Source organism: Cyclobacterium sediminis, from assembly GCF_054781075.1.
The window spans coordinates 60,208-83,094 of record NZ_BAAGVC010000017.1; the positions used below are offsets into that span (position 1 = coordinate 60,208).

Sequence of the window (22,887 nt, forward strand, 5' to 3'; positions counted from 1 at the left end):
ATTTTCGAGCCTAAGGTGTTGCTTTAACAACTTAAAACCATCCCAAATAGCTTCACAAGGGGAGAAATACTAAAGGTCTTAACTGCTGTTCAACAAAAACTTAAAATAAATCAATGATGAATATTCTTAAACACTAGGGGAAGTGGCCTTTTATCCATTACTACAGAAATGTTTCCTTTTGAAATTTTAGGCAAATGACTACTAAAATCCCTATCTTAGGTGACCATAAAAAAACAAGCCCCTGTCCTTAATCGGCTTTTCCACGAAGAGGAAACATCATTGCCTTGAGTAGAAGGATTCCGAAACCTTAATTTTAAACTCCATTTACAAAAATCAATATTGCCATTCAAATGGATTATTCCGAAACAAACAGATTATCAAGGTTAACTGCAATCTTGATTCAATTGCAGACAAAACGAGTGGTGACCGCTTCGGAATTGGCAAATAAATTTGATGTAAGTAAAAGAACGATTTACAGGGACATAAAAGCATTGGAGCAATCCGGCGTACCTGTTTTAACAGAAGAAGGGAAAGGTTATTCTCTAATGGAGGGTTACAAAATCCCACCCGTAATGTTTACCGAAAAACAAGCAAATGCTTTGATACTTGCGGAACAACTGGTGCTAAAGAGTAAGGATGCATCTTTTGTAAAAGATTACGGGGAAGCCATTGAGAAAATTAAATCAATCCTTAAGTACACCGTCAAAGACAAAACTAACTTACTTACGGGCAGGACTCAGTACCAACAAGTGCTAAGCCAAAAAAGGAATAGTGACAATTTATCGGATTTACAATACGCATTGACCAATTTTAACCTTGTAAGGATAGCGTATGTCAACAAGGAAAAAATGGTGACCGAAAGAATAATAGAGCCATTTGCAATATTAAATTCTGAAAATTGGTATTTGGTTGCCTGGTGTCGTTTGCGCGATGAATTTCGATTTTTTCGACCGGATAGAATTCAAAAGATGGAGATCCTAACAGAAAAATTTGAACCTCATAAAATGACTCTACAAGAATATTTTGACAAATACCATTAGCCCTTTCTGACCCTTGCCATAAGGCTGTCACCGGCTGAATTTACTTTTGTATTCTAATATTTTAAAAAAAACAAAAGTAATGAAAAAGAAGTCCACCCAATTCCCAAGCTCCACCCTGATTTCAGTTAATGGTATTGAACTGGAAGTATTTGAGGCAGGTAAACAAAATAAAGGCAAACCTATTGTACTCTGCCATGGCTTTCCTGAGACGGCCTACTCATGGCGTTTTCAAATTCCGGAACTTGTCAAAGCCGGCTATCATATCCTTGCACCTAACCAGCGAGGTTATGGCAACTCATCCTGCCCTACAGAAATAACACAATATGACATTGAACATTTAACAGGGGACTTAATAGCATTACTTGATTACTACGGATATAAAGCTGCCACTTTTATTGGCCATGATTGGGGTGCAAATATTGTCTGGAGTCTTGCCTTGCTCCATCCGAAGCGAGTAAAAAGAATAATAAACTTGGCTTTACCTTATCAAGTTCGTGGAGAAAAACCCTGGATAGAATGGATGGAAGAAATATTCGGAGAAGAGAACTATTTCGTTCACTTTAACCGTCAACAAGGAGTAGCAGATGCCATATTAAATGATAATACATCTAATTTCCTAGACAATATATTCCGTAAAAATGTACCAATCACTCCACCCGAACCGGGCATGCTAATGATTAATCTAGCAAGGAAAGAAAAGCCTCTTGGTGAACCCCTAATGAGTGAAAAAGAATTGGCTGTTTATATTTCCGCCTTCGAAACATCCGGTTTTACAGGAAGTATTAACTGGTACAGAAACCTGGACCGAAATTGGCATTTAATGGCTGATATAAAGCCTAACATTCCACACCCTACGCTAATGATTTATGGTGAACAAGACATGATTCCTAAATCAGAAAACCTAACAGATTTTGTTCCCAATGCAGAAGTGGTCAGTATAGATTGTGGTCATTGTATACAACAAGAAAAACCGGAAGAAACGACACAAGCGATTCTGGCATGGCTAAGCCAAAAGCAATCCTAAATTGAAACCTATTCTCCTATTAGCCAAACAGACTAAAGAAACTGGTAAAATATTTACCGGTACAAAAAGTTTGTTTGGCTTTTAGGGAGAAAGTTAATTTTCTTCATTGATTGAAGATAGCATTTTCTAGGGCAGTAGTTTCTTCTATAAAATTTGGTAACTGACTCCCCTTTTAGACTTCAGGAAGCTACATAAAAGCTAAAATAGTAATAAAGCCTGTCTTAAGTTTGGTTGGCCCTTTTCTCTACCTTGGTATAAAAAAAATATACGGTAGCTACCACTATTGGGACATTTTAACTCTTCGCTTTATAGTTTACCCTCCTTTAAAGGTCTCCTATTTTTTCTGTAAAAGTGATTCCTTCTTCCATTATCAATCTTTATCTTTAAGGAAAACAAGGTACTATGTCTATTCTAAAAACCTTAATTTTCTTATTCATCCCCGTATTTGGCTTTTCGACTCAACAAAACAAAGGTTTTTTTGATTTTGAATGGCAGGAAAAAGATGGCAAAATCATTCTTACCATTGATGAACTTGGGGAAGAGTTTTTATACGTCAACGCCTTAGCAACAGGGGTTGGATCTAATGACTTAGGATTAGACCGTGGTCAATTGGGAGGAAGACGAATAGTGAAATTTGAAAAAGTCGGTAATAAAATTTTGCTTATACAACCCAATTATAATTTTCGGGGAACAAGCGATAACCAGGCAGAGGCAAATTCTATAGAAGAAGCATTTGCAAAATCCGTCATTGGCGGATTCCCGATTCTTAATGCCGACAATGGACGCTACCGAATTGATATTACAGATTTTTTGCTTCGTGATGCCCATGGTATTGCCAACACTTTAAGTAGGAAAAATCAAGGCAACTATACAGTGGATCAATCGAAGTCTGCCATTTATTTACCAAATACAATCAGCTTTCCTGATAATACTGAATTTGAAGCAATGGTTACCCTTAAGGGCAATGCTAAAGGGTCAGAAATTCGTAGTGTAACTCCGGATGCAGGTTTTATAACCGTAAATATGCACCATTCATTTATTCGTTTGCCGGACAATAATTACAAACCCAGGGAATTTCATCCATCAGCAGGTTATTTTGGTATTGGCTATTCAGATTATTCTGCACCAATTTATGAAAACATAAAAAAAAGATTAATTACAAGGCATCGATTAAGGAAAAAAGACCCCACGGCAAAAATGAGCGAGGCAGTTGAGCCTATTGTTTATTATTTAGATCCGGGTTGTCCGGAACCCGTAAAGTCTGGTTTACTCGAGGGGGCAAAATGGTGGAATCAAGCCTTCGAAGCAGCAGGTTACATCAATGCATTTCAGGTAAAAGTATTGCCGGAAAATGCGCACCCTTTGGATATCCGTTACAATGTTATACAATGGGTTCACAGAAGTACACGAGGCTGGAGTTATGGAAGTACCATTACTGACCCAAGAACGGGAGAAATAATAAAAGGTCATGTTAGCTTAGGCTCACTTCGCGTTCGGCAAGATTTTATGATTGCCCAAGGAATTATGTCTCCCTATGCCAATTCAAACCTTAATCACGATGAATTAATGGAACTTGCCTTGGCAAGATTACGTCAGCTTTCAGCTCATGAAATTGGCCATACCATTGGTTTGGCGCACAACTTTGCCGCTTCTGTCGACAATAGGGCCTCTGTTATGGATTACCCTCACCCCCTGATTGATATTGTGAATGGAAAGGCAGACATCAGCAATGCCTATGATGATCAAATTGGAGACTGGGATAAACGAGCCATCCTTTATGGCTATCAAGATTTTGATCCACAAACCAATGAACAAGCAGCTTTGGAGCAAATTTTAAAAGAAACGTTACAATCCAATACCGAATTTATATCTGACAAAGATGCGCGTGCGAGAGGAGGTTTGCATCCGACGGCCCACCTTTGGGACAATGGAAACAATGCCATTATCGAATTGGAACGTTTAAATAAAGTCAGGGCTTTTTCTATGAAAAACTTTGGAGAAAACACCATAACGGAGGGAACGCCTTACTCAGCTTTGGAAAATATTTTGGTCCCGCTTTATTTTATGAATCGTTATCAAGTAGAAGCAGTTTCCAAACTGATTGGTGGCGCAGCTTATAGCTATGCCGTGAAAGGGTACGATCAAAGGCCAAATATTCATCCGGTTGATGTGAAAACCCAAGAACAGGCCGTGGAAGCTTTATTAAAAACTATTACGCCAAATTATTTACAAATTCCCCAGCATATAAAAGCGTTGATTCCGCCACCTGCCTATGGTTATAACAAAGACCGAGAGTCCTTTGCCGGAAATACCGGATTTTTGTTAGACCCTCTTGCTGCAGCTGCTGCAGCGACAAATAATTTATTTGATTTAATGTTTCATTCAGAACGATTGGCAAGAATCAATCAGCAAAAAGGATATGACCTTAAAGCATTTTACGATCAGATCTGCCAAACAATTTTTAATGCAAAAGTTAAAACCGATGAAGAGAGAAAGATTAATCAAATTGTACAAACAAGCCTGGTAGCACATCTAATCCAGTCGAGCATAAAAAATCCTGACCTCCAAGTAAAAGCCATTTCTAAATATTATTTACAGGCAGAAGTTAAACCCAAGTATTTAACTAACAATGGAGATAGCTTTGAAGAAAGGGCACACCTGGCCGCATTAATTGAGATGATAACCAATGCAACAACTGAACCCGAAAGTTGGACAAAACCAGAGATTCAAGAAATGCCTCCGGGCTCACCAATTGGCTGTGGGAATTTTCATGACTTCTACTAAAGCGTATTTCAATTGAATTGTTCCCTATTAACAAGTGAACGATAGGTAATGATATGAATTTTATAAACAGTTTTGATTGGGCTCCTAATATAGCTTGAAAAGAAAAGGGTCATTCAGGCCTGTTGAAGTCAACCTTGGCGAAGTTGGATTGAGCATTTTGTAGTAATTCGTACCTTGGATAGCATTAAGTGTTTATTTTAAAAAAGTTGAAAAACAAACCCATATGGCCAAATTCAATAAGACAAGCCTATTTTTGACCCTAACCTTCACAATAAGTTTTTCAATGGTAGGGCTATATCATTTATTTGGTGGACAGTATGGTAACAATATTAGCTCAACTGCCTTAGCGATCGCTTATATGTTTGTCCCCATGTTTTGTGCGATCTTGGTTGAAAAATATATTCACAAAGAGAAAATAAAACAAAAACTTCTTATATCCTTCAAATTTAATCGGTGGTTTTTAATTGCTTGGTTTATCCCGGTAATCTTGAGTTTTGGTGCGCTTGGCATAAGTTTGTTAATACCTAATGTGACTTTTAGTCCTGAGATGGCAGGGATGGTAAATAGGTTTAATGATTTACTAACCCCGGAACAAGTGGAACAAATGGAGCAGGCATTCGATAGTATGCCTGTTCATCCAATTTGGTTGGTTCTTTTGCAAGGATTGATCGCCGGTCCTACAATTAATGCCATAGCAGGTTTTGGGGAAGAACTTGGTTGGCGAGGATTTTTGTTGAAATCCTATAAGTACATGAAGTTCCCAAAGGCTTCCATTACCATCGGTTTTATTTGGGGTATTTGGCATGCTCCCCTTATTTTAATGGGACATAACTATCCCCAACACCCGGAATTTGGAATAATAATGATGACCATTTGGTGCATTTTACTAACCCCTCTATTTCTTTACATTACCTTGAAGGCCAAGTCTGTCCTGGCTGCAGCCATTATGCATGGAACCTTAAATGCTACAGCAGGCATAGCCATCATGGTCATTGAGGGTGGCAATGATTTGACCGTTGGCCTATCGGGTTTATCAGGGTTTATTTCCCTATTAATTATTTTGTTGGCACTTTTTATCTATGACATTAAATTAAGTAAAGAAAAAATAATGACAAGTAAAATCAGCTCATCTCTCTGAAAACCAAACTTTCGGTTGCCTAATAATATCAATACATCCTTTCCACTGAATTAGTGACTAAAGAGGGAGGTCCATTTGTTATTTTATACGAAAAAAGGATACCAAACATCGGGTTGGGACTTATCGATAAATCTTGGTATTTTAGGTCAGTAAATTGAAAGACAAAAAATGGAAAATTCAAAACCAAAAACAGTGGATGAGTTTATCCAAATTTCTCCAACTGAATCTCAAAAGCTAATGCTGCAGCTAAAAAAGCTAATTGAAGCTACAGTTCCGGATGCTATCGGCGGGATCAGTTGGAATGTACCTATATACAAGTTCCATGGCATTCTTGTCGGCTTTTCATTGGCCAAAAGGCACGTCAGTGTTGGCATAGATACATTGCTTGAAAATGTAAGGAAATCGCTTGAGGAGAAAGGTTATAAAACCGGTAAAAAAACCATTCAGATTAAGTTTGACCAAAAGATTCCTACAAGGGAAATAAAGCAGCTGATCATTGAGCAAGCCAAACTGAATCAAAAACAACAGCAAAATGACTGATCTCTATTGATGATAAGGGGATCAAATTTAGCTTTCCTCAAGACGCATACCTTTTGGCCGGGGATCTGTGCTATCATCAAGAACAATTGGTAAATAAGAAATTAGCCGGCATAAACGCCGACTATAAAGAAAGCAGAAAAACGTATGAAAAAATTTCCAAATATACCAAACAACACCAATTGATATTGTTACCCTCACACGACAGCAATTCCGCCATTAGGTCAAAAGAACGACAATTTTTGTAATCAACCGAGGCTTATAAAAAGGAACAGCTACTTTCCTTTTATAAGCCTCTTCCTTCGATGGTTATTCTATAATTCTTTCGCTCTGAAGAATTAATTGGTATATTGGATAGCAAGGACTCATCCTGCTAAAAACCCCAGAGATCAGGCAAATACTTGAGATAGACAAGCAAAATGAACAAACTTAAACTTCCAACTGCTCATACTATTTTAATTCTTATCGCAGCGATGGTAGCTGCCTTAACCTGGTTGGTTCCTGCCGGTAAATACGACACCTTGGTCTACCAAAGCCAAGACGATTTATTCGTGAAAAGTAGCTTAACTCAAAGCATTGAACTTCCGGCCACTCAACAGACCTTAGAAGAGCTCAACATAAAAATACCCATTGAAAAGTTTCTATCCGGCGATATTTATAAGCCCATCGCTATTCCCAATACCTATCAAGAATTAGATGCACGACCTCAGGGAATCGGAGCCTTGATAAAATCACCGATAAAAGGAATCATAGCATCTTCCGATATTATTTTCTTAATCTTAATCATTGGAGGCTTAATTGGCATAATGAACCTAACAGGTGCCTTTGATGCAGGAATTGCTTACATGTCAGAAAGCCTTAAGGGTCGAGAATATATGCTTATTATTTTGGTAACCAGCCTAATTGCAGCAGGTGGTACCACTTTTGGCTTGGCAGAGGAGACCATGGCTTTTTATCCGATATTAATACCGGTATTTCTGGCAGCAAAATATGACGCCATGGTTGGGCTTGCATGTATTTATCTTGGTTCAAGTATAGGGACAATGTGTTCCACCACCAATCCTTTTTCCACCATTATAGCCTCAGATGCCGCAGGAATTAATTGGACAACAGGACTAGACCATCGCCTGATCATGTTATTACTATGCCTGCTCATCACCATTCTTTATATCCTCCATTATGCCAGGCGGGTAAAATCCGACCCCTCAAAATCCATTATTTCGGAGCAAAAAGAGACAATAAAAGCCCATTTTGGTATAAACTCAGTGAAATCTCCCCCCAAGCTCAATCCAAGGCTAAAACTCATAATTGTGGTTTTTTCTTTGAGTTTCCTACTGATGATTGTTGGGGTATCTTTTCTGGATTGGTGGTTTGTAGAGATGACCAGTACATTTCTTGTGGGAGCCATTGTCATAGGGTTTATTGCCAAGGTAAAAGAAACTGTTTTTGTTCAAGCGTTTACCAATGGTGCATCCACTTTGCTTGGGGTTGCCTTCCTTGTTGGTATCGCTCGGGGCATCACCATATTAATGGAGGATGGACTTATTAGCGATACAATTCTATTTCATGCCAGCAATGTCACAGCAGGCATGAACAAAGGAATATTTACAAATTTTATGTTGTTTGTTTATGGAGGGCTATCCTTTTTTATGCCTTCATCTTCAGGAATGGCTGTGCTAACGATGCCAATAATGGCTCCCTTAGCAGATACAGTGAACATAGGGCGGGAAACGATAGTTGACACTTATCTGCTGGGAATGGGGCTTTTTGCCCTTATCAACCCCACAAGCTTGATATTACCGGCTTTAGCGATGGTACAAATAGGATTTGACAAATGGGTAAAATTTATCAGCCCTCTTTTATTCATCTTATTGGTAACCAGTATGGTATTCTTAACCTTTTCCGTTTACGCGGTTTGACACCTAAGGACAAAATAAATGGACCTTGTCCTTGAAATATTTGGCAGTAATAAAGTCTCAAACCTAATCAGGTTAGTTTTACAATCAGGTCCAGTTGAGCACTTTCTCCGCATTGGTTCGGTATAATTTTTCCAAAACAGTTTCAGGGAGTTCGAGACCATAATATCTCCACCACACTCTGCCCGGCATGTGCTCATCCGCACTTTCCAAAAGCCTCCACCAAGCTTGGTACATTTGTTTGTCCAGTCCCATATCTGTCCCAAACAAGACCCTATCACTGTATTTGGTGATAAATTTTGCAGCAGACCTTGGTTGCCTTCCAATTTCGTAATCTCTTGCAGAAATATCCAGGTAAAGGTTATCGAAATCATCTAGCATTTGTGAGAGCCGCTTTAAATCGTTGCCCAAGTTGGCCATATGGCAAGCAATAAAAGTAGTTCCCGGGTGCTTCACCAGTAACTTGGGCAAATAAGTTACCAGCTGATCATAAGTCAATCCATCTGTGTCATACTTATTGAATTGTTGAAATATTGGGGTCCTTTCCTGATGCACATCCGGTGGCGTCCAAGCTGAAGGGTGGTCTGCCTGGTGTACATTAACAGGTATATTCAATTCTCCACATTTTGCCCAAAATGGATCCAATCTATCGTCATCAACATGCATTCTTTCATCAGGAGCTAAAGTCTGGTCACGAGAAACACCAAAACCTTTGTCCGTCACCTCTCCCACTCCCTTGGCGCCTAATTTATAGCAACGTTCCAACTCTTTTACTGCTCTCTCCGGATAATCAGGCTTGTCAATTCCTTCCATCTCGATGCCACAAAAAAGTTGAAACCTATCCGGGTAATCAGTCAAATAAAATTCAACCATCCTGTCAAATTCCTTACCTGTGGCTACAGTAAGCACCACCGATTTTTCTACACCCACTTCATCCATTGTTTTCACCCAGTCTTTCAAGACCTGTTTAGGATTTCCTCCAGCTTCAATTTCGCTATAATGGTGAACGTGTGCATCAATAACAGAAAACTTCGCTTTAGGAATGAAGGTTTCTTCAGCAATGATTGTGGATTTGGGTGCATAATCCTTAACCAATACATCATCCATAGGGCCGGGGCCTACAGGCACTCCCGGGCCACTCCATGCCCCATATTTTACTTTTAACCATTCAGGGTCAGAAGCCCATTCCTTAGCTAAGGGTGTTTCGATAACTTCTTGTTTCTTTGGCCCACAACCTTGAACATATGTCATTCCGGAAGCTCCAAGACCTAGTAAACTCGCCTTTTTCAAAAAACCTCTTCTGTTATTATTCATCTTCATTTATTATTTAGTATACATCTTGTTACCAGCACCTTACCCTCAAATCAAATAAAACAAGGGGTAATAAGGGAACATAAAATTTAAAATTCAATTAATAACTTTAGCTAAAGCCGGACAACAGGCTTTACAATCCATTCTAAAGGAATTCTGCCACAGCGAAATAAGCTGTCAGTAAGCTAAAGAGAATTACCGCCACCAATCCAATATTTTCTTTAAGTCCCGCAACATTGGTTTTCATCAATTCTTTATTGTTGATAAGGAGAAAAACAGGAATGGCTACTGCAGGTAGAATAAAAGCTTGAAAGGCTTGGGAAAAGACCATGATTAATGGGGGCCTTGCCTCCATAAACTGCATGCCAAAACCAAACAAAATGCCTATAAAAGCCAATAATCTATACATTGGAGACTTGATATCCCTAGGCTTCCCGGTAAAATCACTGATTAGCCAAGGAGCTATTAAAATTATGGGAAAGACTGTGGAAATCCCTGCTCCTACAATTCCAAGAATTAATATAAACGCAGCAAATTCACCACCTATGGGTTCAAATAATTTAATCATTTCTACCGTATTGTCCAGCTTTAGCCCCATGACATGCAGGGTGCCTGCTGCCACAGCCATGATGATTACACTAAGGATAAACATCATGGTAGCAGAAACCAATGAATCCTTTTTTTCATGCTTTAGGTCCTTTATGGTCCAGCCTTTTTCTGCTACCACGGTGCTTCTAATAATAAAAACTGCAGCGGAACAAGTGGTGCCAGCAATGGCTGCTATAAGCCGCAATACTCCCGGTTCATCGGGAATAGAAGGGGCCATACCCGAAACGATAGTGGTAAAATCCGGTTTTAGTAAAACAAAAACAACAATAAAAGAAAGCACCATTAAAGCCACGAAAAAAACCAATACTTTTTCAAAAATCAGGTAATTCCCAAACCAAAAAAGAGAATACAAAGCCACCACCAACACCAGGGTAATCCAAAATGTACTGAAACCTTCTCCTCCCAATATAAGCCTGGAACCTTCTTGGATCAGATCTGCAATAATCCCAAAAATCCCCATTAGCGCCATTATCTCACCAATGACCAAGGCGATAATAATATAAACCGCCAATACACTTCCGTATTTCAACTTATGTTTGATATTAAACAAGGCAGTATTTCCGGTGACCAGTGTGGTTTTGCCGTAGGCCACCATCAGCACATAGGTAAATATACAGGACAACAGCAATACCCAAGTTAGCATCATTCCATATTCTGCACCTACCTTGGCCATGGTAGTTATGCTTCCTGTTCCAATATTATATCCGATCAGAAATAAACCCGGGCCTATCAAGCTGATGGCAAAAATAATCTTCTTAAAGATAGCGTTGTCTTTCATAAATCAATTAAAATGGGGTGGATTGTCAATTTAATATTTTAAAACCTTAAGATAATAAAAGCTTTTTTACTTTAGCCATTTGTCAAACCAATCAAATGCTTCTCCTTGCATTTTTTTATTGAATTGATGGCCTCCGGGATAAAAAGTACAGCGGTACTTGTCAATTGCCCCGGCTTTTTTATAAACTTCAGACAATATTTTATCTGCTTCTTGCATTTCCTCCAAAGTATACAATCCATCTTCAACGGAGTTGAGCACCATAGTGGGCAGGGGAACACGTAGGCCCAGAATTTCAGGAAAGTCTAATTCCCGAGGTAATCCGGGGGCAAAAGTCATCCATGTATGGGTGAAGGACTTGTGCAGAACCAAATCTTTCCAGGTCGTCATAAACCCCACACAAACCGCACATTTTATCCTCGGATCAAGGCCTCCCATAAAGACCGTACGCATGCCTCCTCCTGAAAGCCCACCGCAGCCTATTTTATCCGGATCCACATCTTCACGATTGCACAATATGTCAAGCGCTTTCTGGTCTTCGGCAAGAAACACTCCCGGCCAGCTTGTCCCGGCACTAAACAGGGATTTGGCCATGGTGTCTTCATTGTAAGCAGCCCATTTATTATAAGCCTTGGCATTTTTCGGCAATTCCGGATTATCATCATTCAGGCCTTGCCGTAAGTTTTCCGGCACATCCTTTAGCAATACTCTTCTACTCGCAAAGGTAAAAGCATCGGATACCATGACCACATACCCCCTTTTGGCCACTTCATTGGCCCAGGCCAGGTCTTCATAATACATTTTTTGGTGGTCTACCATCATGCTGTGTCGTTCCTCGCTTGTTCGGGTTATTTTCCTTTTCCCAAAATACTTCCAACCTCCATGGTCATGAAAGGCCATAATACCAGGCAATTTGCCTTTGGCATTGTCCGGTTTCAAAACTATTCCTTGAGACTCCCCTCCTGTGGGAAGCTTCCAACTGAGCTCTTCTATTGAAAGGCCATCATAAACAAATTGATTGTCAACCTTAACCTCAGGCACTCCACCCAAATCAGGCGCTGCTAACTTCTCTTCAGTGATTTTAATAGCCTTTGCCTTCCATTGATCAATAGCTGCCCACTTGTCATTTCGATAAGAATGACGTGGAAGCCTTCCCTCAAGTAAGCCGCCGGCCCATTTACCATATTCACCTATGATGCTTTTTCCCTTGTCTTCGAGACCGGAAGCAAATGAACTTTCTAAGTGAGCTACACTTGGCTTTGGTTTAGGCGAGTTTAACGCATTTACCCTATTGAATAAACCAAGGCTGAGAATTCCGGATAATTTTATAAATAACCTTCTGGTGTTTTTCATCTCATGGGCCTTTTAATAAGAAACAAATGGTGCCAATCTAGGGGTTGAAAATATAAAGCTCTCCATTACAATTTACAGTAAAAACCGATAGGGCTTTTACCCTTCAACACAAATCTTAAACAAGCGCATTGAAGCATAAGTGACTATTAAAACAATTCAAAATCCTTATAATAAGTCAACAGAAGACTATTTATCCAATCTAGCCTTTAAATAAAAGCATCGAGAAGAAAATAATTACGGGAACGTTCTCGAATTTTCAAAACGAAAGGGCTTTTACTTTTGCTTCAGCGCAATCCGGTATGGCTATTTTTTTAAAACAGTAAAGAATTTACAGAAAAGAAACCTTGAAAGCTCCCTTTCCGTTATCAATCCTCAATGGAACTATTACCCAAAATACAGATCAACTAAAATTAAAGGAAATTAGACTATATAAATATTTTTTTATATCTTGAGAGTAATTATTTCATGAACACTTCCTACATCCATAACGCCATCATCAGGAATACTTCCCTTCAAGAATTGAAGGCGAATTGGATTGTACTCGCTCACAATAAAGCCTTTATCAAATTACCCTCTACCAAATAAACCGGGGTAGAGGGCTTTAACCTAGTCATTTAGGCGGAAATTAACAGTCTTATCATTTAATCTCAAAAAGCATTGATTCACAAGGGTAAATCCACCTTTGGTTTAGTGCTATTTTCCAAAAAATTAAAATATTATGAAACCTATAGTTAAAGAATCTGATTACAGAACGATTAAGAACATCATTAACAACCTTACTCCAGCTCAAAAAACAAGAGAAGTAGGTCAATTAATGGATGAATTGAATTTGGCAAAAAAAGTCCCCGACAATAAAATCCCGAAAGGTACAATACAGTTAAATTCTCATTTTGAAGTGGAATTAGGACAACCTTCACAAACGATAAAAATGAAGATGGTAATCCCTAAAGATGCCAATTTAGCACAAAATAAAATATCCGTATTTTCACCACTATCCGTTGCATTAATCGGGTTCAAAGAAGGAGCTACGGTGGATTGGGAATTGCCCGGAGGCTTAAGAAAGATTAAAATCGTAAAGGTCACCACTCAAGTTCAAAAAGAAATGGTGACCAAATAAGCAATCCCCTTAATAAAATGGGACAATCGAAAGTAAAGGAAACCATAGACTTGTGCTATAGGAATAGCTAGTAAACGAGGAAGGGAATAGATTGAAAAGGCCGATTTTTACCTTAAGTTTCCTTAATTATAGATTATGGTGGAAACATGCCTGCAAATCAATTATAAAAGCATTACTTTTGTTTCATCAAATCAAACATTTCAATGACAGATAAAGCCGTTTCGTCCTGTTAAGGGGCTAAAGCACCTGCTGAATGGGTAGACAGCAATGGCTATTCTTGTGAAAATAAGGCAGTAAACTTTGCTTTCTATTGGAATTGAAGGAATTAACTTCTATCTTTGTGTCCCTTTTTGAGGGTGAAATGTATTTAACAAGCTAATTATTAAACATTTACACAGTGAATACTTTAAGCTATAAGACCATATCAGCGAATGATGCTACGGTGGAGAAGGAGTGGGTAGTAGTGGATGCCCAATCCCAGGTACTCGGCAGATTTTCAAGCGAAGTGGCAAAAATGTTGAGAGGGAAGCACAAGCCAAACTTTACCCCTCATGTTGATTGCGGAGACAACGTTATTGTAATTAACGCCGAGAAAGTAAGACTTACCGGAAGGAAGTGGACAGAGAAGGTATATGTACGTCACACGGGATTTCCCGGAGGACAGCGTATAGCAACTCCAAAGATCCTTTTGGAAAAATCTCCTCGTACTCTGGTAGAGAAAGCAGTAAAAGGAATGCTTCCAAAAAACAGACTTGGTAGAAAACTATACACTAACCTGTATGTATATGCCGGCTCGGAGCATCCGCACAGCGCACAAAAACCTAAAGAAGTAAAACTTTAATGCTACCCGTCAATGGAAGTAATTAACAAAATTGGAAGAAGAAAGGAATCCGTAGCCAGGATTTACATAAAATCCGGGAACGGTAATATCACGGTAAACAAAAGGGCCTTGGACAAGTATTTCCCTTTTGAGCTACACCAGATTGTGGTGAAGCAACCTTTGGTATTGGTCAATGAGGACGGTGCCTACGACATTAACATAAATGTTGATGGCGGTGGAATCAGTGGTCAGGCAGAAGCCATCAGAATGGCGATATCTAGAGCCCTTTGTGAAATCAACGAAGACCACAGAAGTCCGTTGAAAAAAGAAGGATTCTTAACGCGTGATTCCAGAATGGTTGAACGTAAGAAACCAGGAAGAAGAAAAGCAAGAAGAAGATTCCAGTTCTCTAAGAGATAATTGGATATATTCTTTTCTTAATATCATAAACAACAATTTATTAAATGGCCAATATAGAATATAAAGACTTACTGGATGCTGGTGTTCACTTCGGACACTTAACAAGAAAGTGGGATCCTAAAATGGCACCCTATATCTTCATGGAGAAGAATGGGATCCATATTATTGATCTAAACAAAACGCTCGTTTGCCTTGATGAAGCATCCAACGCAATCAAGCAGATCGTACGCTCAGGCAAAAAAATCATGTTTGTAGCTACGAAAAAACAAGCCAAAGATTTGGTAGCAGAAGAAGCCAGAAGGCTTAAGATGCCATACATTACTGAAAGATGGCTTGGTGGTATGATGACAAACTTTGCTACCATCCGTAAATCTTTGAAGAAGATGTCGACAATAGACAAAATGTCTAAAGACGACGCTTACAAAAACCTAGCAAAGAAAGAAAGGCTGATGATCAGCCGTCAAAGAGAAAAGCTGGAGAATGTATTGGGAGGTATTTCTGACCTTACACGACTTCCTGCAGCCCTCTTTATTGTAGATATTAAACGGGAGCATATTGCCTTGGCGGAAGCTAAGAAACTTGGTATCCCTGTGTTTGCATTGGTAGATACAAATTCTAACCCGAATGAGGTAGATTTCCCTATCCCTGCAAATGATGATGCTTTTAAATCCATTTCACTATTGGTGAAAGCATTCGGTGCTGCTATTGAAGAAGGATTGTCTGAACGTAAGAAAGACAAAGACGATGCTAAACTTTCTGAAGAGGAAGAAGCAAAAAAAGCAGCCGACGCTGAAACCAAAGAATAATCCACTTTGACATTTTAATTACAAAAATTGGACACTTGCGACAGCTTGCTGTTCAATTTTTGTTTTATTGTCAACACCTAATTTAATTCAACAAAAAAAATAAACCAATGGCTATTACTGCACAAGAGGTAAATAAACTGAGACAAAAAACCGGGGCCGGTATGATGGACTGTAAGAAAGCCCTTACCGAAGCTGAAGGAGATTTTGAAAAAGCTATTGATATCCTTAGAAAAAAAGGACAAAAAGTTTCAGCTTCCAGAGCAGACCGTGAAACCAAAGAAGGCGTTGTGGTTACTAGTGTAAGTGAAGACGGTAAAACCGGAACTATCCTTTCACTCACTTGCGAAACTGACTTTGTTGCCAAAAATGATGAGTTTTCTGCCTTTGCTAATGCCATCTTGGCTGAAGCAGTAAAAGCAGACGCTGAAAGCATTGATGCTGTTTTGGCATTGCCTTTTGAAGGCATCACCATAGGTGAAAAAATCACTGAAATGACCGGTAAAATCGGTGAAAAAATTGGTGTTTCTCACCTAGAGAAAGTAACTGCGGAAGTGGTTGAACCTTACATACACTCCAACGGTAAGTTAGGTGTATTGGTAGGGCTAACCAACACCGAAGGTGCTGATGTTTCCGAAGCAGGTAAAGATGTAGCCATGCAAATTGCTGCCATGAATCCGGTAGCACTTGACAAAGATGGTGTAGATTCTTCTGTTGTTGAAAGAGAGATCGAAGTTGGTAAAGACCAAGCCAGACAAGATGGTAAACCAGAAGCAATGCTTGAGAAAATTGCCATGGGTAAATTAAACAAGTTCTATAAAGAGAATACTTTGCTTAGCCAGTCTTTCGTGAAAGACACTAGCAAAACCATCGCTCAATACCTTGACAGCGTTAGCAAAGGTTTGACCGTATCAAGTTTCAAAAGAGTTTCTATAGGTTAATCCTTAAAGAAATCAACATATATTTAAACCTGACCAATATTTTGGTCAGGTTTTTTTTATATCTCTGCCTTAATAAAAGCAAGTTATAAACTCTTTCCCTTAATCAATTTCCCAGCTTTACATACATCTCTACCCACTACAGCAAAAAAAAGGATACACAGTATCTTATTTAAGCCAAAATCATAATGGGGCCTTCCAATAAAAATGGTTTAAATTGAATCCTTAGTCAAACTTTATCGTTTTTAATGTTATGGCTTCAAACTTTGTTCGATCACTATTTTTACTTTTTTTTCTTCCTTTTAGTGGAATGGCTCAAGACATAATATTCGGTATAGAAACCAAATACAACTTCCCTATCAATGATTTCAAAGAAAAAATTCAAGCCAATAGCTTCCCTGAAATAGCCGGGTCTGTATATTACGAATTCCCTAGCCTACCGGTTGCTGCAGGCCTAAGTGTTGGCTATGGGATCTATGGCTCCTCATTAGAAAAAAGAGATGACCTGTATAACGGAGATTCAGAAGTGTTGAGACTACGCAGAAACAGTAATATTCTAAATATCAAGGCCCATTATAAACATTACCTACCCTGGGTAAAAATGGACAGGCTCTTTATTGATGCACAAATAGGGTTAAGCAATTTATATACCCGCTATATGATCAGAGAAACGATATTTTCCGAAATCTTAGAAGAAGGCTTGGACCATTCGGCCTTTACCATGGCTTATGGGTTAGCATTGGGTTATAAATTACCCATTGAATTTAAGGGAAATGATACGCAACTGGAGTTGAAAGTCAATTATAACAGCAGTGTGCCTTTCCGTTTCCTGCCCAAAGGAGCTGTAGAAACGACCAAAAGTCCAGGGGAAAATGCGGTATTTCACTATAATACTCAAAGATCAAGCCTAGAAATAGTTCAAATCGCAATTGCGGTGGTGGGCATATAGGATGTTTTCTAATCGCATTATGCAATGGTCCTGCGATTGGTTAAACTTTTGACTATCCATAGGCTTTTATAAGCTACTCCAATTGCAAAGCCATAAAGTGAATATTGACTAGTAACTCATCGCAAGGGATTGGTGAGATTGTAACAAAAAGTTAAACTCTCTTGGGCCTTGTCTACCTCCAAAACCCTTATGCTTCATGCTTAAAAAACAGCCCAAACAAGGATGTTAGCATTGAGATAAGGAAGAACAGCAGACTAAATGCTACTGCCACATTCTGATCTATCCCTACATAATCATGCGCAAAGACAAAAACCAGCTCCCTAGCCCCCACTCCTCCAATGGTCAGTGGTAAGACGGAAACCGTACTTGAAACAAGAAACACAAAAAGGTAAGGGATGTATTGATCTTCTACCCCCATACTAACTAAAATAAAGTAGGCACTGCACAATTGCAGCAATTGATTTAGAAAGGAAAACCCGGTGGTGGACGGCACAGAGCCCATAAATTGTTTAAAAAAAAGCAACATCACCAGATAAAATCCAATCGGGATAAACACAATTCCTAATATCCCCAGCCAAAACATAGTAATGGGGAAATCCCAGGGTAAGTTCAAGAGCAACATCAGGCAAAACATCAGCCAGAGTAATACTGCCAAGCCATTTCCTCTGTCGAGTAAGGCCGCATTGATCAATTGTTTCACAGGAGTTTTATGTACCTTATTGAGTAAATAAACCTTATAACCATCTCCCCCAATGCCTCCGGGTAGGAAAAGATTATAAAACATTCCTATGAGATACAATTTTATATTCTTGATTTCAGGTAAGCGAAGACCAATATCCCTAAAGTAAATGTTCAGACGTATTGCACTGAACAACTTTGAAGCTACAAAAAACATCCAAGCCAGGAACACCCATCCTAGATGAGAGGTTTGAATCACCTTCCAGGTTTCTTTAGTATCTATTTTACTAAAAACCAAATACAGCGCCAGACTGGTAAGTAGGATTTTAAGAAAAAATTTAAGCCTCTTTTTTATCACCTTGAAAAATTGCTTTCACTGTATATGTCTTTTTATCCTGGGATTCATAATAGGTCCTAACGATTATTTCAGCCACTATTCCTGTAGTAATCAACTGCACTCCACCAAGTAATAAAATAAATCCTACCAAAAGTATGGGACGCCCCCAGATATCCTCTCCCATTAGCTTGAGTACAAGTAAATAAATATTCACCAATACTCCCCCTGTGAATGCAAAAAGCCCTAATGTACCAAATATATGTATGGGTCGCTGAAAATATTTCTGAAAAAAGAGCATTAAAATAAGGTCAGCAATGACCTTAAAAGTTCTACTAAGTCCGTACTTTGACTCACCATGAATCCTTGGGTGATGCTTTACATCTACCTCCGTCATGCGTGCCCCTTCTTGTTTTGCCAAAACGGGAATAAACCTGTGAAGTTCTCCGTAAAGCCCCATATTTTGGGCAATATGTGCTTTATATATTCTCAGGCTACAGCCATAATCAGAAAGAAACACCTTAGTTGTGTGGCGGATTAACCAATTGGCCATTTTGCTGGGCAGCTTCCGGAGCACAAAGCCATCTTTTCTCTTGGCCCTTCTCCCGGCCACAACGTCCCAATCCTCATCCCTAACCATTTTCAACAGCATAGGAATATCACTAGGATCATTCTGGAGGTCGCCATCCATGGTTACGATATACTTCCCATTGGAATGATCTATCCCTCCTGCCAAAGCAGTAGTTTGGCCATAATTTTTGTTAAACACCAATACCCTTGTTCTTTCATTGGCCAGCGCCTTCATTTTCTCAACCGAACGATCTGTAGACCCATCATCTACCAGTATCAGTTCATAGTCAATGGCTGATAATGATTCATATACGGCATCTAATAAGGGAGCAATATTACCTTCTTCATTAAAAATGGTAATGACAACGGAAATCTCAGGCTGAGTCATGATTTAAAATTTGGACGAAATTAAGGCTTTTTAAAAGCTATGACAAATGGAAGCCTTAAAACCTATTATTAAAAAATCATTATTTTTAATATTAACAACTTAGTGTTCTTTTTGAAGGGAAGACAAATTTGCCTATATTTAATCCAAAACGAGTGCTATGACAACTTAAAATAGCAATACACAATAGAATTGATTTCTATTGGGGAAGATTCCATTATTTCATCAAATGGAATTTCTTTCGTTTTTTTAATCATAAAAGAAAAATACAGTTTTGTCAGATTGTCTTTTATTTTCATTTAAGATTTTAACCCATACAAAATACCGAACCCAATGAACTTGCAATCCAGAAGAAATGCCCTAAAATCACTTGCCTTAGGAAGTAGTTTGGCTTTGATGAATCCTTACCATTTGCTGGCATCCGAAAAGAAAAGAAAGCTCGGCGTAGCACTTGTCGGCCTAGGTTATTATAGCACAGACTTATTGGCACCTGCTTTACAGGAGACGGAACATTGTTACCTGGCAGGGATTGTCACTGGAACTCCTTCAAAGGCTGTTGCCTGGAAAGAAAAATACCAGATCCCTGAAAAAAACATATACAACTACGAAAATTTTGATTCCATTGCTGACAACCCCGACATTGACGTTGTTTATGTGGTGCTTCCACCATCCATGCATGAAGAATATGTGGTTAGGGCAAGCAATGCAGGAAAACATGTATGGTGTGAAAAACCTATGGCTGTAACAAGCAAAGAATGTCAAAACATGATCAATTCCTGTAAAAAGAATAATGTACAGCTTACAATCGGTTATCGTTTACATCACGAACCAAATACCCAAGAGTACAGGTCAATTATAAAAGAAGAAAAGCTAGGCAAGGTAAAATATGTGAACTGCGAAGCCGGCTATAGAGAAAATAGGACCGACCATTGGAAACAGAAAAAAGAAATGGGAGGCGGGGTTATTTATGACATGGGCGTATACGCCATCCAGGGTGCAAGATTGGGAACAAATATGGAGCCCATAGCTGTACATTCAGCCAAAGCAATCTCCACCAGACCGGAAATCTATAAAGATGGGCTTGCGGACGAAGTAACAGCCAAACTGGAGTTCCCCGGTGGAGTATTTGCTGACATTAGAACCACATTTGCAGAAGGAACCAATTTTATGATCGTAGAATGTGAAAAAGGAGACATCGACTTGAAACCTTATTCTAGTTATGGAGGAGCTAAAGGAGAAAGCCCATTGGGTAAAATTAATCATAGCTATGAAGTCCCATGGCAGCAAACCAAACAAATGGATGATGACGCCTTGGCCATTATAGAAAATAAAGCTCCTATGGTGCCCGGAGAAGAAGGGCTTCGGGATATAAAAATAGTTGAAGCCATATTGAAATCGGCCGAAAAGGGAAAAAGGGTCAAATTATAGTTCAACCACCAAACTCTGTAGGTACTCGAAATACGCATCTACCCTAGAAATTATGATTCATTTGATTTGATAGATGTAAAACTGCGCCTCAACAGGCGTATCCATTAAAACCAGCAGTATTGTGGCCTAAGGAGGTTACAATACTGCTATCTTCTGACGCACACAATATCCACACATATAGTCCAAAACCGCCCCCTCAACAGAAAAAATTATACCGATCAAAAATTTTCAAAGTACTTTTGATTAGAATAGCCTATTCAAGCGTTTTATTTTTTTAATTTTACTTCTTATCAATTTTTAGCTATGAATAAAACTCCGGAATGGATTAATTCCTACGGCTTCCCCATGATCGCCTTTCTGGTCTTGGTCGGCCCATTCGCTTTAGATTTTCATTTACACTATCCGGATGAGATGTATTATACCGATGCGGCTATCCGGATGATGCAAAATGGAGATTTTCTTACGACATATCTAGGAAATGGTGAATTAAGGTTTAAAAAACCAATCTTAACCTATTGGTTTGTTCTTGCCGGCTTTAAAACCCTGGGAGTTGCGGCCTATTCTTCAAGAATATTGTTCTTGTTATTTGGTGCCGGCATCATCCCTTTGGTATATCAGATTGCAAAAATAATTGGCAAAAACCCAAAGCTCCCTATTTGGTCTGCTTGGATCATTGCAACGCACCCTATTATCATTTTTAGTAGCACCCGGTCGATTCCTGATATTTTGCTGGCCTTTTTTATGACACTGGCAGCCCTAGGAGTTACCGGATTATTAAAGTATGGTAACGACAGTCCTAAAAGATACCTTTGGTTTTTTTATTTGGGATTGGCTTTTGCCTTTGAAACCAAAGGGTTACCGGCAGCAGCCTTGGGCTTTGTAGCCATGGCTTATATGATATTTAACCCCTGGAACCGCATTAAAATCACCAAACTTTTGTATCTCCCCGCCATTGGGATTGGTTTATTTATTGCCCTATTTTGGTTTATTGCCATGTATTTGAAATTTGGCCCTGTTTATCTAGATTCTTTTATTGAAGATCAAGTGGGCATGCGTGTGGGAAATAGGGTATGGATGATTGTGAGACATTTTGTTTTTGCAGTCCTCTTAATGGTGTTACTTTTTATTCCTTGGATCGGCTTACGACTAAAAGGAGTTGTGGCTGGATTTAAAGCCACTTTTGATCAAGACAAAGCCATCTATGGCTTTGCAGTTGTTTGGGTTTTATCCATTATCGGCATGACTGCTATGGTATCCACATTTTATGAGCGCTACCTGCTTCCGGTGACCCCCATGGCTGCCGTCCTATTGGCCGGTATATTGATCAGAAAAAACCCTGCTTCGAATAAAGGTATGAAAATTTGGAGCAGATTATTTTTGGCCATAAACTGGCTGGTATTAGCCGTGGGCCTTTTTGCCCATTTGGGTTTAGGTGGGCCTTTCTGGATCTATTTCCAATGGTTTATTGCCCTTGCTCTAAGTTTGTTCTTATGGAAGAGATCCGAAAAGCTTGACCATCCCTTGCAAACACTTGGACTCTCCATCTTAATGCTATTTCTATCCATTTCTATCATTACTCACCCATTGTCCATTCCTAACCAAGGGAGACAAGTTCAGTCCTATTTTGAAAACCATGAGATCCCTAAAAACAGCAAAATTGCCTTTTTGGGGAACCTTCACTATGCCAGTAAAATTAGAATAGGGCTAGGACCCGATTATATAATGAAGACATTTGCTTCCATTGATGAGGTTCCTGAAAGTTATGCTTACATCATCTGTGACGAACCCAACCTAAAAAAGCTAGAAAACAGGTTTCCTCAAAGCGAGATAATTAGTGTAAACTGGGATCCCAAATATATTAATGAGATGATAATGGCCATCATTAACGGCAACACAGCTGAGGAGAAAATAAAATGGGGGAAAAAGTATTATTGGATAGATAGGTCTCCTGTATGAAC

At 39.1% G+C, this 22,887-nt stretch carries 19 protein-coding genes; 14 read left to right on the plus strand and 5 right to left on the minus strand.

What is annotated here, in order from left to right; all coding sequences use genetic code 11:
* The first annotated feature begins 350 nt into the window (after positions 1 to 350).
* From ACYVHJ_RS15010 to ACYVHJ_RS15035, 6 genes are all read left to right on the plus strand, one after another.
* Entirely contained in the window at positions 351 to 1,040 is a 690-nt protein-coding gene (locus tag ACYVHJ_RS15010) for a helix-turn-helix transcriptional regulator (protein ID WP_460516092.1), read from the plus strand.
* Between the two features lie 79 nt (positions 1,041 to 1,119).
* Positions 1,120 to 2,064, plus strand: a complete 945-nt coding sequence (locus ACYVHJ_RS15015; RefSeq protein WP_460516094.1) for an alpha/beta fold hydrolase — start codon at positions 1,120 to 1,122, stop codon at positions 2,062 to 2,064.
* 402 nt (positions 2,065 to 2,466) lie between these two features.
* Positions 2,467 to 4,848 carry a zinc-dependent metalloprotease gene (locus ACYVHJ_RS15020; protein WP_460516096.1) on the plus strand — a complete coding sequence of 794 codons (2,382 nt, stop codon included), beginning with the start codon at positions 2,467 to 2,469 and terminating at the stop codon, positions 4,846 to 4,848.
* A gap of 223 nt (positions 4,849 to 5,071) precedes the next feature.
* Positions 5,072 to 5,986: a CPBP family intramembrane glutamic endopeptidase gene (locus ACYVHJ_RS15025; RefSeq protein WP_460516099.1), complete on the plus strand. Its 915-nt coding sequence runs from the start codon at positions 5,072 to 5,074 to the stop codon at positions 5,984 to 5,986.
* A 168-nt stretch (positions 5,987 to 6,154) separates the two neighbouring features.
* Complete coding sequence (locus ACYVHJ_RS15030) at positions 6,155 to 6,526, plus strand: iron chaperone (RefSeq protein ID WP_460516102.1); 372 nt, start codon at positions 6,155 to 6,157, stop codon at positions 6,524 to 6,526.
* A gap of 416 nt (positions 6,527 to 6,942) precedes the next feature.
* Entirely contained in the window at positions 6,943 to 8,442 is a 1,500-nt protein-coding gene (locus tag ACYVHJ_RS15035) for a YfcC family protein (protein ID WP_460516105.1), read from the plus strand.
* An 84-nt stretch (positions 8,443 to 8,526) separates the two neighbouring features.
* On the opposite strand, the gene ACYVHJ_RS15040 is transcribed toward ACYVHJ_RS15035, so the two are convergent.
* The 3 genes from ACYVHJ_RS15040 to ACYVHJ_RS15050 all read right to left on the minus strand — a co-directional run bounded on the left by ACYVHJ_RS15040 (position 8,527) and on the right by ACYVHJ_RS15050 (position 12,487).
* Positions 8,527 to 9,753, minus strand: a complete 1,227-nt coding sequence (locus ACYVHJ_RS15040) for an amidohydrolase family protein (RefSeq protein ID WP_460516108.1) — start codon at positions 9,751 to 9,753, stop codon at positions 8,527 to 8,529.
* Between the two features lie 142 nt (positions 9,754 to 9,895).
* Positions 9,896 to 11,137 (minus strand): NRAMP family divalent metal transporter, encoded by a 1,242-nt coding sequence (locus ACYVHJ_RS15045; RefSeq protein WP_460516111.1) that lies wholly within the window; start codon positions 11,135 to 11,137, stop codon positions 9,896 to 9,898.
* Positions 11,138 to 11,203: 66 nt separating this feature from the next.
* Positions 11,204 to 12,487: a dienelactone hydrolase family protein gene (locus tag ACYVHJ_RS15050; RefSeq protein WP_460516114.1), complete on the minus strand. Its 1,284-nt coding sequence runs from the start codon at positions 12,485 to 12,487 to the stop codon at positions 11,204 to 11,206.
* 718 nt (positions 12,488 to 13,205) lie between these two features.
* Between ACYVHJ_RS15050 and ACYVHJ_RS15055 the strand changes: the two genes are divergently transcribed.
* The 6 genes from ACYVHJ_RS15055 to ACYVHJ_RS15080 all read left to right on the plus strand — a co-directional run bounded on the left by ACYVHJ_RS15055 (position 13,206) and on the right by ACYVHJ_RS15080 (position 17,534).
* Positions 13,206 to 13,604, plus strand: coding sequence for a GreA/GreB family elongation factor (locus ACYVHJ_RS15055; protein ID WP_339903878.1), 399 nt, complete (start codon positions 13,206 to 13,208; stop codon positions 13,602 to 13,604).
* Between the two features lie 397 nt (positions 13,605 to 14,001).
* Positions 14,002 to 14,445: a 50S ribosomal protein L13 gene (rplM, locus tag ACYVHJ_RS15060; protein WP_014020964.1), complete on the plus strand. Its 444-nt coding sequence runs from the start codon at positions 14,002 to 14,004 to the stop codon at positions 14,443 to 14,445.
* Positions 14,446 to 14,457: 12 nt separating this feature from the next.
* On the plus strand, positions 14,458 to 14,844 hold the full coding sequence (rpsI, locus tag ACYVHJ_RS15065) for a 30S ribosomal protein S9 (protein ID WP_339903877.1): 387 nt from the start codon (positions 14,458 to 14,460) through the stop codon (positions 14,842 to 14,844).
* A gap of 44 nt (positions 14,845 to 14,888) precedes the next feature.
* A complete protein-coding gene (gene rpsB, locus ACYVHJ_RS15070; protein ID WP_303613842.1) occupies positions 14,889 to 15,650 on the plus strand; it encodes a 30S ribosomal protein S2 in 762 nt (253 codons plus the stop codon).
* A gap of 107 nt (positions 15,651 to 15,757) precedes the next feature.
* The gene (gene tsf / locus ACYVHJ_RS15075; RefSeq protein WP_339903875.1) at positions 15,758 to 16,588 is read left to right on the plus strand and encodes a translation elongation factor Ts; all 831 of its coding nucleotides are present in this window, start codon (positions 15,758 to 15,760) and stop codon (positions 16,586 to 16,588) included.
* A 250-nt stretch (positions 16,589 to 16,838) separates the two neighbouring features.
* Positions 16,839 to 17,534, plus strand: coding sequence for a hypothetical protein (locus ACYVHJ_RS15080; RefSeq protein WP_460516121.1), 696 nt, complete (start codon positions 16,839 to 16,841; stop codon positions 17,532 to 17,534).
* Positions 17,535 to 17,721: 187 nt separating this feature from the next.
* Here the strand turns inward: ACYVHJ_RS15080 and ACYVHJ_RS15085 are convergent, their stop codons facing one another.
* Positions 17,722 to 18,570, minus strand: a complete 849-nt coding sequence (locus ACYVHJ_RS15085) for a lysylphosphatidylglycerol synthase transmembrane domain-containing protein (protein ID WP_339903873.1) — start codon at positions 18,568 to 18,570, stop codon at positions 17,722 to 17,724.
* A complete protein-coding gene (locus ACYVHJ_RS15090; RefSeq protein WP_339903872.1) occupies positions 18,551 to 19,504 on the minus strand; it encodes a glycosyltransferase family 2 protein in 954 nt (317 codons plus the stop codon). The genes ACYVHJ_RS15085 and ACYVHJ_RS15090 overlap by 20 nt, the downstream gene beginning before the upstream one ends.
* 330 nt (positions 19,505 to 19,834) lie before the next feature.
* Between ACYVHJ_RS15090 and ACYVHJ_RS15095 the strand changes: the two genes are divergently transcribed.
* Positions 19,835 to 20,929: a Gfo/Idh/MocA family protein gene (locus tag ACYVHJ_RS15095; RefSeq protein WP_460516125.1), complete on the plus strand. Its 1,095-nt coding sequence runs from the start codon at positions 19,835 to 19,837 to the stop codon at positions 20,927 to 20,929.
* Between the two features lie 303 nt (positions 20,930 to 21,232).
* The gene (locus ACYVHJ_RS15100; protein ID WP_460516128.1) at positions 21,233 to 22,885 is read left to right on the plus strand and encodes an ArnT family glycosyltransferase; all 1,653 of its coding nucleotides are present in this window, start codon (positions 21,233 to 21,235) and stop codon (positions 22,883 to 22,885) included.
* The last annotated feature ends 2 nt before the right edge of the window (positions 22,886 to 22,887 follow it).